An 11,137-nucleotide genomic window follows, 5' to 3' on the forward strand; every position below is an offset into this window, starting at 1 on the left:
GTAGTCAAATACATCTGGCGCGCTTTATTGCAGGCCGGCGGCCGACCACAATGCGGGCATTGGCAATTCCTTGTGCAAACACACCGCAAGAAAACGGAGCCCACCATGTCCGCTGCATCTTCCCGTCCCGCCGCCCCGCTGGTGCTGTATCACGTGCCGATGTCGGGCCATTGCCATCGTGTCGAGCTGTTGCTGTCGCTGCTCGATCTGCCCTACCGCTGCGAGCTGGTCAACGTCCGCGGCGGCGAGCACAAGCGCGAGCCGTTCCTGCGCCTGAACCCGTTCGGACAGATTCCGGTGCTCGACGACAACGGCACCGTGATCGCCGACTCCAACGCGATCCTGGTGTATCTGGCGCTGCGCTACGACGAAGAAGGCCGGTGGCTGCCGCGCGATCCGGTCAAGGCCGCCGCGGTGCAGCGCTGGCTTTCGGTCGCCGCCGGGGAAATCGCCTTCGGCCCGGCCCGTGCGCGGCTCGCCGGCGTGTTCGGCATGGATGTGCCCGTCGACGATGCCCGCCGGCAGGCCGAGCGGCTGTTCACGGCGATGGAACCGCTGCTGGCCGCATCGGCATTCCTGGTGGGCCCGGATGCCACGCTGGCGGATGTCGCCGCCTATGCGTATATCGCCCGGGCCGAAGAGGGTGGCATCAGTCTGGCCCCGTATCCGGCGATCCGCGCCTGGCTGGCGCGCGTCGAAGCGCTGCCGCGCTTCGTGCCGATGCCGGTCGCCAGGGCCGCCTGATTCATTTGCCGGAATCACCACACATCCCCGGAGCGCGATCATGGAACTGCCGACCTGGCCTCACGACGAATCGCCTTTCCATCGCGGCGAACGGCTGGCGCAAGAGCGCGTCGGCAAGCGCGAGAAGATGGAGGCGGTGGGCCGCCGCATCGTACGCGGTGAAATGCCCGAGCAGCACCGGCTGTTCTTCGCGCAACTGCCCTTTCTGCTGGCCGGCGCACGCACGGACGATGGCGGCGTCTGGGCGACGATGCTGGTCGGCGCGCCGGGATTCGCCTATGCGCCCGATCCGCTCGCGCTGCGTGTCGATGCGCTGCCGTTGCCCGGCGATCCGCTGGACAGCGCGCTGCGCGACGGCGCCGACCTTGGCCTGCTCGGCATCGAACTGCCGACGCGCCGCCGCAACCGGCTCAATGGCGTGGTGGCGCGGCGCGATGTCGGCGGCTTCACGCTGGAGGTGCGGCAGAGCTTCGGCAATTGCCCGCGCTATATCCAGCAGCGCGAACTGCAGCCGGCCGGATCGTCATCGGGCGAAGCGCACGCGGGTCTGCCCGCGCCACAGGTGCTGGACCGGCTCGATGGCGACGCGATCGACCTGGTGCGGCACGCCGACACGCTGTTCATCGCCACCCATCACAGCGATCCGGACGCGCCGCACAGCGGCGGCGCCGATGTCTCGCATCGCGGCGGCAAGCCAGGCTTCGTGCGCGTGGACGGCGACGGCATGCTGGTGATGCCGGACTTCAACGGCAACGCCTACTTCAACACGATCGGCAACCTGGTCGCCAATCCGCGCGCAGGGCTGCTTTTTGTCGATTGGGAGGACGGCACGCTGCTGCATGTGGCGGTGCGCGCGGAGATCGTCTGGGATGGTCCCGAAGTCGAGGCCTACGCTGGCGCCGAGCGGCTGGTGCGGATGCGGGTGGAGCAGGCGATCCGGCGCCCCGTCTGCCGCTGCGCGCCAGGCTGGTCAGCGTGTCGCCGGTGCTGGCGGAGACGGGCGAGTGGCCCGTCGCCGCCGCCGCTCACCACTGATAGGTAAGCGTCGCCATCACGTTGCGCGCCTCGCCGTAGTAGCAATTCAACAGGCCGGCGCACGACGACACATAGGTCTTGTCGAACAGATTGGTGGCGGCGATCCGCAGTCCGGCGCCCTTCAGCGACGCGCTGACGCGGCTCAGGTCCAGCCGCATCATCAGGTCGACCAGCGTGTATGACGGCACCTTCAGCGAGTTCTCGTTGTCGGCCCAGCTGGTGCCGACATAGCGTACGCCGGCGCCGACGGTGAAGCCGGGAAAGACCAGATAGTCGGCCCACATCGAGGCCATATGCTGCGGCGCCTGGTACGGCGTGTTGCCGACCACGCCTTCGGGCGACTCGACGTAGCGCATGTGCGTGTAGGTGTAGCTGGCCAGCACCGACAGCTTGTCGGTCACGCGCGAGCGTGCCTCCAGTTCGAACCCGCGCGAGCGCACCTTGCCGGCCGGCTGGTAGTACGGGGTCGACAGCACGCGCGCCGCGACCTTGTCCTGCGTCAGGTCGTACAGCGAGGCCGACAGCAGCGTGCTGCTGCGCGGCGGCTGGTAGCGGACGCCAATCTCGAACTGCCGGCTCTCGGTCGGCGGCAGCAGGCTGCCGTCGCGGGCGGTGCTGCCGCTCGGATTGAAGCCCTCGCTATAGCCGGCATACGGCGCGACGCCGTTGTCGAACAGGTAGACCAGGCCCGCGCGCTTGGTGAACTTCGAGCCGTCCCACGCCGAGCGCGAGGCGGCGCCGAAGCCGAGGTTCGATACCTTGGCCATGTCCTGGCGGCCGCCGAGCACCAGGCGCCAGCGATCCCAGGCGATCTGGTCCTGCAGGTAGAGGCCGGTCTGCTCGAGCTTGCGGTCGATATTGGCGCGGAACAGGCCGGACAGGCCTGCATTGCCGTAGACCGGATCGAAGGCGTCGATCGGCGCGGCAGCGCCCGATTCCCACCAGCCGTCGACATGGCGGTGCTGGTAGTCGACGCCGAACAGCAGCGTGTGCTTCAGCGGACCGGTATCGAATTGCCCTTGCAGCTGGTTGTCGACGATAAACGCGTCCAGGCTCTCGTTGGCGCCGGAGTAATAGCGCGTCAGCGTGTTGGGGCCGGCCCAGCCATAGCCATAGACCTGCTGCAGCGTGACGTCGGACGACAGATAGCGGAAGTTCTGCCGGAACTGCCAGCGGTCGTTGAACGCATGTTCGAACTGGTAGCCGACCATGCGCTGCGTGCGCGTGAATTCGTTGTGGCCCGGCTCGCCGTCGAAGAAGCTGCGCAGGATGCGGCGGCCGTTGTGCGCGGCGGTGATGGTCGCGTCGGATGGAATCGCGCCGTGATAGCCGCCATGCGGGTCGCGCTGCAGATAGGCCTGCAGCAGCAGACGCGTGTCCGGGCTGATGTTCAGCAGCAGCGACGGCGCGATGGCGAAACGCTCTTCCTCGACATGGCGGAACTGCGTATCCATCGAGCGGCCGATCGCGGTGATCCGGTAGGCGGCGACGCCGTTGTCGTCGAGCGGGCCAGTCAGATCGAATCCCGCCTCGTAGCGGTTGCGGTTGCCCACGGTGGCCTGGGCTTCGCCGGCGCGCTCGAACTGCGGCCGCTTGCTGGTCAGCGCGACCACGCCGCCGGGCGAGGCGCGCCCGTACAGCACCGAGGCGGGGCCGCGGATCACGTCGATCCGCTCCAGGAAATACGGGTCGACCTGCATCGAGCTGTAGCTACCCGGATCGCCCAGCACCTTCAGGCCGTCGAGCAGCGAGTTGTCGACGCTGCTGTCGATGAAGCCGCGCAGCGCGACGTAGTCGTAGCGATTGGTCGCGCCGACCAGCGCGGTGAAGGCCCCGGGCGTGTAGTTCAGCGCCTCCGACACGCTGCGCGGCTTCTGGTCTTCGAGCTGCTGGCGGGTGACCACCGAAATCGACTGTGGCGTCTCGGCGAGCGGGGTGTCGGTCTTGGTCGCGCCGGCACTGCGCCTGGCGACGAAGCCGACACCGGGGCTCAGCGCGGTTTCCTGGCTGCCGGTGACCGTCACCGCGGGCAGCACCGCGGCATCGGCGGGCGCAGCGATGGCCTGTGGCGCCGGCGTGGCGGCCGGCACCAGCAGATAGCCGGCCGGGGTCCTGCCGATCGCGTAGCCGCTGCCGCGCAGCAGCACGGCGAAGCCCTCGTCGACGCCATAGCGGCCGTGCAGGCCCTGCGTGCGCAGGCCGCGCAGCTTGTCGGCGTCGACGGTGATCGCGACACCAGCCTGCTGGGCGTAGCGCGTCAGCGCCTCGGCCAGTGGACCGGCGGGGATGGCGTACCGGGTTTGCGCTCGTGTTTGCGTTTGGGCTTGCGCCTGCGTCTGCGCGTGGGCCCAGGCGGGCAGCGTCATCGCGGCCGCCAGCGCGGCGCCGAGGGCCAGCGGCATCGTCAGCTGAACGGCCAGCGCGCGCGAGTTCGGGCGAGGCCGCGGGGGCCCGGAATGGGTATGGGTCATGATTTCGCGGTTTCCGTGCTTTTGTTGTTGTTGTGTTTGACGGATGAGGGAGCGGAGCCGGAACCGCTCCGTCCGACCGTGTTCTCCCTTTCCCCCTCAGGGGGAGAGGGTTGGGGAGAGGGGGTGGTTTTGAGCGCGTCCCGGGAGCCGGCTCAGCTGCCCTCTCCCCCGCCCCTCTCCAGCAAGCGGGAGAGGGGAGAACACCGAGCGCATCTATTCCGCCGTTTCAGCCGGCGCGTCCACCCACACCAGATACGGCGTCAACTGCCGCACCCGCACCGCCGGCAGCGCATTGGCCAGCAACTGCAGCGCCTGCTCGGTGTCGTCCAGCGGCAGCACCGCGAACACGCGCACGTCGGCAATCTGCTTGCGGTCGTAGCCGATCCAGCCGGGGCGATGCCGGTTCAGCGCGTCCAGCAGCTCGGCCAGCGGCTGGCCGCGCGCGATCAGCTGGTGCCGTTGCCAGGCCTGCTCGATGCTGTCCGCATTGACGCGCTCGATCGGGCCGAGTCCGGCCGCCGTCACGGCGACGCGTTCGCCGGCCGACACCACCGCCTGGCGCGGCTCGCTGCGCGCGCCGGTGGCGCGGGCGCGGACCCTGGATTCCAGCATCGTCAGCACGGTCCGCTGATCGTCGCGGTCGACGCTGAAGCGCGTACCGAGCGCCTCGATGTCGGCCTGCGGGGTGCGGACCACGAAAGTCCGGGCCGGATCGCGCGCGACATCGATCAGCACTTCGCCGCGGATCAGCTCGATCAGGCGGCGTCCCTCGTCATAGCGCAGGTCCACCGCGCTGCCGCTGTTCAGCGTCAGGCGGCTGCCGTCGGGCAGCGTGTGGGTCTGCCATTGGCCGGTGCCGGTACGCAGATCGGCCAGCAGCCAGGCCGGCGGCCAGGCGTGCAGCGACAGCGCGATGACGGCGGTCGTCACCAGCGCGGCGGCCAGGGCGCCGAGATGGCGTGCGGTGCGGCGTCGGCGCGAGGGCTTGCCATGGCCTACGTCCTCATGCGGGCCGTCGTGTCGTTCGCCATGTCGTTCATTCCCGAAGGCGGCGCGCAATGCCGCTCGCGCCGGACGGGCATCGCCGCCGGCGTGTTGACGCAGGCCTTCGAGCCGATGAAGCAGCGATTCGACGCGGGCGGCGGCGCGAGCGTGCCGAGGATCGGCGGCCTTCCAGCGCGCGAATTCGATCTGCGCGGTGGCGCGCTCGTCGGGATCGTCGGCCGTCAGCCTCGCAATCCAGTCCGCTGCCTGCGCGACCGGATCGCCGTCGTCAAGGCGCGCGCTCATCCGGCAGGCGATGCCGCGGCGGCACCGGCGCGGCCTGCGTCTTCATCGCCGTCATCCGCCAAGGCGCAGTGCGCCAGCGCCCGCACCAGATACTTGTGGATCATCCGCGTCGACACGCCCAGATGCGCGGCGATGGTGGCGTGCGTCTGCCCGTCCAGGTAGTGCATCAGGAAGGCCTCGCGCGGCTTCGGCGGCAGGCCGTCGAGCGCGGCGCTGATCTGCGCCAGCGCCTGCAGCGCGGCGACGGTTTGCTCCGGCGACGGAAAGCCGTCCAGCGAGGCCGCCGCCTGCTCCAGCTCCGCCAGATAGGCCTGCTCCAGCTTGTGCCGCCGCGCGCGATCGATGATCAGCCGCTTCGCCGTGGTGGTCAGATACGCGCGCGGCTCGCGCACGCCGGCCAGCGCATCGCGCGAGGCCAGGATCCGCACGAAGGTGTCGTGCGCCACGTCGGCCGCGTCGTGCGGGCAGGACAGCTTCTTGCGCAACCAGCCGAACAGCCACGAATGATGATCGCTGTACAGCGCATCGATCGGCGGTGACGGCAGGGACTCGGCGGCGGACATGGGAACTCCGGCCATGGCGAGAGCCAGGTCCGGTGATGATCAGGAAATGAGAACGATTCGCATTTTATGGGCGTGGATGGGGTTTGGCAACCTGCAGGTCCGGCATCACGCCAGCTCGCTTTCATGCCAATGCGACAGCGCCAGCCGCGACAGCATTGCCATCGCGCCGAACAGCAGCACGCCGGTGACCGTGATCAGCACCAGCGCGGCGAACAGGCGCGGGATATTGAGTGCGAAGCCGGCCTGCAGGATTTGATAGGCGAGCCCCGCGCCCGTGCCGCCGGTGCCGGCGACGAACTCGGCCACCACCGCGCCGATCAGCGCCAGGCCGCAGGAAATACGCAGGCCGCCGAAGAAATACGGCAGCGCGCTCGGTATCCGCAGCCGCCGCAACGTATCCCAGCGCGTGGCCCGGTTGATGCGGAACAGGTTCAGCAGGCCGGGATTGACGCTGCGCAGGCCCAGCACGGTGTTCGAGATGATCGGGAAGATCGCGACCATGGTGGCGCAGATCACCAGCGCCAGCGTGGGCTCCTTGACCCAGATGATGATCAGCGGCGCGATGGCGACGACGGGCGTGACCTGCAGCAGGATCGCATAGGGAAACAGGCTGGCCTCGATCAGCCGGCTCTGCACGAACACGAAGGCGGCCGCGGTGCCCAGCACGACGGCCAGCGCGAACGCCAGCATCGTGATGCGCAGCGTCACCCATAGCGAGCCGGACAGCAGCGCCCAGTCCTCGACCAGCGTGCGCGCGATCGCCGATGGTGCGGGCACCAGATAGGGCGGCACGTCGAGCCAGAGGCAGACGGCCTGCCAGGCCAGCAGCATCAGCGCGCCGACGGCCAGCGGCGCGGCGATGCGTTGCACGGCGGGACGGGACAGCAGGGGCGATGCCATGATCGGATTCCTTGGTGGTGCGTCGCGGCCGCTACGCGGCATCGGCCGGAGCGACGCCGGTATTGGCCTGCGCCAGCAGCGCTGATAGCCGCGCGCAGTGCTGCATGAATTCAGGGCTGACGCGGTAGGCCTCGTCGCGTTGCGCGGGACCGTCGATCGCCACGTCGGCGATCACGCGGCCCGGCCGCGCCGCCATCACGACGACACGGCTCGACAGATAGACCGCCTCGTAGATGCTGTGCGTGACGAACACCACGGTCAGGCCGCGCTCGGCCCACAGCGCGCGCAGATCGGCGTCGAGCCGGTTGCGCGTGAATTCGTCGAGCGCGCCGAACGGCTCGTCCATCAGCAGCAGATCGGGCTCGGTCGCCAGCGCCCGCGCGATCGATACGCGCATCTGCATGCCGCCGGACAGCTCACGCGGATAGACCTGGCCGAACTGGGAAAGGCCGACGAGGGCAAGCGCACGCCGCGCGCGGTCGTCGGCCTGCTCGCGCGGCATGCGCGCCAGATCGAGCGGCAGCCGGACGTTGTCCGCCACCTTCGCCCACGGCATCAGCGTTGCTTCCTGGAACACCATCGCCAGCGTGCGGCGCGCGCCATTGGCGACGGCGGGTTTGGTGCCGGGCAGCGTGCCCTCGCCCCACCAGCGCAGATGGCCGGCCGATGGCGCCTCGAGTCCGGCAAACAGCTTCAGCAGCGTGCTCTTGCCGCAGCCGGACGGGCCCAGCAGCGAGACGAATTCGCCCGGCCGGATCGACAGCTTGACGCGTTCGAGCGCCACGGTGCCGTTGGGATAGGTCTTCTCGACCTGGTTGGCGAACAGGATCGGCGCGTCCGCAGCGCCGGTATCGCGAGGGCCGGCGGACATGGCTCAGGCACCGACGACGGGTACGCGGAACACTTCCTTCTCGCCGTGCCGCTCCAGCAGCTCCAGCAGCATCCTGCGCATCAGCAGGCCCGGCTTGTCCGACTCCATATGGAACTCGACCCGGCGGCGCGTATCGATGCAGGCGTCGTAGTCGGTGGCCTCGAGGATCTCGCGATCTTCGGCCACGATCGGGGCGTCCCAGGCGATCAGCTCCTCGGTGGAACAGTCTTCCTCGCGGTCGTTGCGGTACAGCCATTGCGACAGCATCACCGTGCGGTCGTCGATCGGCGTGGCGCAGTTGTAGATGATGTGATGGCGTCCGCTGGCCGGATAGATGCAGCCGAAGCGGCGCGTAAAGGGCATGTCCCAGCGGTTGAACATATGCCGGTGGGTGATCGGCTCGGTGGTGCCCGTCACCCGATGGCCAGCCTCGATATTGCGGATCGGCACCAGCGTCTCGGCCTCGAAGCCCCATTCGCGCTGCGTCAGTTCGTATTTCTCGGGTTTGGGCTGGTCGGCGATGCCGAAATTGGCACGGTGGACGAAGCTGAAGTGCGAATTGTCGAAAGCGTTCTCCATCACGCGCAGCGGACTGGTGTTCCAGCGCTCGTAGTACTGCAGGATGCGGCGATAGGCGGGGTCGCCTTCCTCGGGGAAATCGGGAATCGGCTGCAGCGGATCGTCCAGCGCGACCCAGACATAGCCGTACTTCTCCTCGGCGCGATAGGCCGGCACGCGGGCGCCGGCAGGGACCCGGTTGTCGGGCGCCTGCGGAATCCGTACGCAGGCGCCGGAGCAGTCGTATTCCCAGCCGTGATAGCCGCAGACGATGTCGCCACGCTCGTTGACCCAGCCCTTGGACAGCCTGGCGGTGCGGTGGCAGCAGCGGTCGCGCAGCGCGGCCAGCGAGCCGTCGGGGCGTTTCCACAGCACCAGCTCCTCGCCGAGCAGCGTGAAGGGCTTGGGGCCGTCGTCGAGCATCGAGACCGGCATCAGCGCGTACCAGAAGCGGCGCAGCACGGGTTGTCGGGTGACCAGCATGATGAATCCTTGGAATGCGAAGGGAAGACGCGCGATGGCGTCGGGTTGGAATGAGGGCTGCGAATGGCGGGCGCTTGCTCTCAGGGCATGACCCTCAGGTCCTTGACGAACTGCGTGGTGTAGGCCTGCTTCCAGTCGGTCTCGGCCTTCAGCAGCCCCGCGCCGACCATGAAGTCGCGCGTCTTCTGCCAGCGCGCGTCGGTCATCACGCCGATGCCCTGGCGCGCCGCGTCGCCGCCGTCGACCAGCCGGAACTCCTTGAGCTTGCCCAGCGCCCAGGCAAGCTGGTCGTCCTTCATGTTCGGGTTGTCCCGCTTGATCAGCGCATTGGCCGCGGCTGGATTGGCCAGATAGCTCTTCCAGCCCTCCATCGATGCCCGCACGAAGCGCGCGACCAGATCGGGCTTGTCCTTGACGGTCTTCTGCATGGTCACGATGGTGGTGCCGTAGGGCGGATAGCCATCGTTGGCGAACAGGAAGAAGCGCGTCTTGACGCCCGCCTTCTCCGCGGCGAACACCTCCGACGAGGCGTAGGCCTGCTGCGCGGTATTGCGGTCGGCGAAGAAGGGCTGCAGGTTGAAGGTGTAGACGCGCGATTGCGCCTCGTCGAGCTGGTACTTCGCCTTCAGCCACGGCCACCACGTGGTGCGCCCCGAGGTGGAGACCAGCACGGTGCGGGTCTTCAGATCGGCCAGCCCATTGACGTCGTCATGCGTCATCATGCCTTGCAGATCGCTCTGGAACGAGGTGCCGACCGTCGTCACCGGCACGCCCTGCTCGATGCTCTTGAGCACCTGCAGGTCGTAGCCCATCAGGAAGTCCGCCTGGCCGCTGCTCAGGATCTGCATGCCGTTGACCTGCGGCCCGCCCATGCGGATGGTCACGTCGAGACCGTGTTTCTTGTAGATGCCTTCGGCCACGGCCTGATAGAAGCCGCCGTGCTCGGCCTGCGCGTACCAGGAGGTCAGGAAGGTCACCTTGTCGGCGGCGAAGGCCGTCAGCGGTGCGATGGTCAATGCGGCCGCGGCCGCGGCTGCGGCTGCGAATGCGCCGGCAAGCAGGCGCCTGCGCGGGCGGTGCGGGACGATGGGCGATGCGGTCTCTGCCGCGAAGGAGGGAGCGAGGTGCGACGTGTTCATGGGGCCTGGGGTGTCGTGTCGTCGTCGAAGGGAAGGGCGAAGCGGGGCCGAACCGGCGCTTACGGCGGGCGCGGTACGGCGAGGCGATGGGACCGGAAGGAATGGCAGGGACGGGACATCGTGTGCGCTCTCTCTCGTTCGCGGCCGGGGCGGCCGGGTTCAACACGCGGCGCGCGGATGGCGCTGCCGGTGACGACCGGTGGTCGTGAGAGCAATGTCCCGCGCCGGAGCATCGGCCTGCGATGGCGATGCGGCGGCGCTAACCGCTTCTACTCGAGCGGGAATGTCGCAAGAGGCATGCCACGCGGGATCGGCGCGCGCGGTGGCATCGACGCGGCCCGATGCGCCAACTGTGGGCGCCGGGGTTGGGATCGCATCGCGGGTTTGGTGCGGCGTGATGCGATCCGGTGCGGCTCAACCCCGGTGTGGCTCAACCCTTGGGCTTGCGATTGAGCAGCGCGGCGCAGCGGCCGAAGGCGGTGGTCAGGCAGCAGGTGTCCCCGCTCCAGTCACCGCCGCGGACGATGCCATCGGCGCCGGCAATCAGCCGGCGCTGGCAGCGGCCGATCGTGGCGGGCGCCGGGTCGGTCGGCGCGCGCGCTTCGCGCGGTCCGCTGCCGGGCGCCTGCGCGCGCGGGAACTCGTCGACCCAGACGTAGGCGTTGCCATTGGCGAGGGGCTGCACGGAGGCCGGCGGGCCCCATTGGGTACTGGCCTGGTCGATCGGGGTCCCGCGCCACGAGTCGACGATCGACTGCATCGCGCCGGTTTGCTGGCTGGCGCAGCCGAACAGCGACGCGGCGGCAAGGGCCGTGGCCACGGCTGTCGCTTTCGCCTTCGCTTTTGCAAGGCACCGTCGCCAGCGCGAGGCCCGTGTGCGGGCCGGGGATGAGGCGCGAATCGAAGGCATGGCGGCTCCCGCTGCGGCTGTTCCGTTACGAGGCAGGCTATGCGACCGGGCGCGCATTGCCAAGGCGGCAATGTGCGGCGGCGTACAGACGATCGACTCCTTGACTATCTCGGCTGGTGCGCTCGATGGCTGGTGGTTGCTCAGAACTCGAATAGCGGCAGCGGCGTCTGCGC

10 protein-coding genes and 1 pseudogene (1 of these 11 cut by a window edge) are annotated in these 11,137 nt (G+C 68.9%); 2 read left to right on the plus strand and 9 right to left on the minus strand.

Going from position 1 to position 11,137, the window contains the following annotated elements; all coding sequences use genetic code 11:
- Nucleotides 1–105: 105 nt before the first annotated feature.
- On the plus strand, nt 106–744 hold the full coding sequence (locus FOB47_RS00530) for a glutathione S-transferase family protein (protein ID WP_174779667.1): 639 nt from the start codon (nt 106–108) through the stop codon (nt 742–744).
- 40 nt (nt 745–784) lie between these two features.
- Nucleotides 785–1,779, plus strand: a pseudogene (locus FOB47_RS00535) (flavin-nucleotide-binding protein).
- On the opposite strand, the gene FOB47_RS00540 reads toward FOB47_RS00535, so the two are convergent.
- From FOB47_RS00540 to FOB47_RS00580, 9 genes are all read right to left on the minus strand, one after another.
- A complete protein-coding gene (locus FOB47_RS00540; RefSeq protein WP_244959242.1) occupies nt 1,770–4,250 on the minus strand; it encodes a TonB-dependent siderophore receptor in 2,481 nt (826 codons plus the stop codon). The pseudogene FOB47_RS00535 and the gene FOB47_RS00540 overlap by 10 nt on opposite strands.
- 213 nt (nt 4,251–4,463) lie before the next feature.
- Nucleotides 4,464–5,540, minus strand: a complete 1,077-nt coding sequence (locus FOB47_RS00545) for a FecR family protein (protein ID WP_174779668.1) — start codon at nt 5,538–5,540, stop codon at nt 4,464–4,466.
- Complete coding sequence (locus FOB47_RS00550) at nt 5,537–6,103, minus strand: sigma-70 family RNA polymerase sigma factor (RefSeq protein ID WP_174779669.1); 567 nt, start codon at nt 6,101–6,103, stop codon at nt 5,537–5,539. The genes FOB47_RS00545 and FOB47_RS00550 overlap by 4 nt, the downstream gene beginning before the upstream one ends.
- Before the next feature lie 105 nt (nt 6,104–6,208).
- The gene (locus FOB47_RS00555; RefSeq protein ID WP_053824444.1) at nt 6,209–7,003 is read right to left on the minus strand and encodes an ABC transporter permease; all 795 of its coding nucleotides are present in this window, start codon (nt 7,001–7,003) and stop codon (nt 6,209–6,211) included.
- 31 nt (nt 7,004–7,034) lie between these two features.
- On the minus strand, nt 7,035–7,874 hold the full coding sequence (locus FOB47_RS00560; RefSeq protein ID WP_053824443.1) for an ABC transporter ATP-binding protein: 840 nt from the start codon (nt 7,872–7,874) through the stop codon (nt 7,035–7,037).
- A 3-nt stretch (nt 7,875–7,877) separates the two neighbouring features.
- Nucleotides 7,878–8,915, minus strand: a complete 1,038-nt coding sequence (locus tag FOB47_RS00565) for an aromatic ring-hydroxylating dioxygenase subunit alpha (RefSeq protein ID WP_053824442.1) — start codon at nt 8,913–8,915, stop codon at nt 7,878–7,880.
- A gap of 80 nt (nt 8,916–8,995) precedes the next feature.
- Nucleotides 8,996–9,931 carry an ABC transporter substrate-binding protein gene (locus tag FOB47_RS00570; protein ID WP_390884790.1) on the minus strand — a complete coding sequence of 312 codons (936 nt, stop codon included), beginning with the start codon at nt 9,929–9,931 and terminating at the stop codon, nt 8,996–8,998.
- 553 nt (nt 9,932–10,484) lie between these two features.
- Nucleotides 10,485–10,874, minus strand: a complete 390-nt coding sequence (locus FOB47_RS00575; protein WP_053824441.1) for a hypothetical protein — start codon at nt 10,872–10,874, stop codon at nt 10,485–10,487.
- Nucleotides 10,875–11,104: 230 nt separating this feature from the next.
- Nucleotides 11,105–11,137 carry the end of a 3'-5' exonuclease family protein gene (locus FOB47_RS00580; protein ID WP_174779670.1) on the minus strand. The gene runs 1,572 nt beyond the window's last position, so the window shows 33 of its 1,605 coding nt (coding positions 1,573–1,605); its start codon lies off the right edge, out of view; it ends in the stop codon at nt 11,105–11,107.

The organism is Cupriavidus gilardii (assembly GCF_013347325.1).
In the GTDB taxonomy this organism is placed as follows: domain Bacteria; phylum Pseudomonadota; class Gammaproteobacteria; order Burkholderiales; family Burkholderiaceae; genus Cupriavidus; species Cupriavidus gilardii.

Bases quoted from the DNA above. Each gene is read 5' to 3' on its own strand.
- FOB47_RS00530 (WP_174779667.1), top strand. From the start codon at position 106: ATGTCCGCTGCATCTTCCCGTCCCGCCGCCCCGCTGGTGCTGTATCAC.
- FOB47_RS00540 (WP_244959242.1), bottom strand. From the start codon at position 4,250: ATGACCCATACCCATTCCGGGCCCCCGCGGCCTCGCCCGAACTCGCGC.
- FOB47_RS00545 (WP_174779668.1), bottom strand. From the start codon at position 5,540: ATGAGCGCGCGCCTTGACGACGGCGATCCGGTCGCGCAGGCAGCGGAC.
- FOB47_RS00550 (WP_174779669.1), bottom strand. From the start codon at position 6,103: ATGTCCGCCGCCGAGTCCCTGCCGTCACCGCCGATCGATGCGCTGTAC.
- FOB47_RS00555 (WP_053824444.1), bottom strand. From the start codon at position 7,003: ATGGCATCGCCCCTGCTGTCCCGTCCCGCCGTGCAACGCATCGCCGCG.
- FOB47_RS00560 (WP_053824443.1), bottom strand. From the start codon at position 7,874: ATGTCCGCCGGCCCTCGCGATACCGGCGCTGCGGACGCGCCGATCCTG.
- FOB47_RS00565 (WP_053824442.1), bottom strand. From the start codon at position 8,915: ATGCTGGTCACCCGACAACCCGTGCTGCGCCGCTTCTGGTACGCGCTG.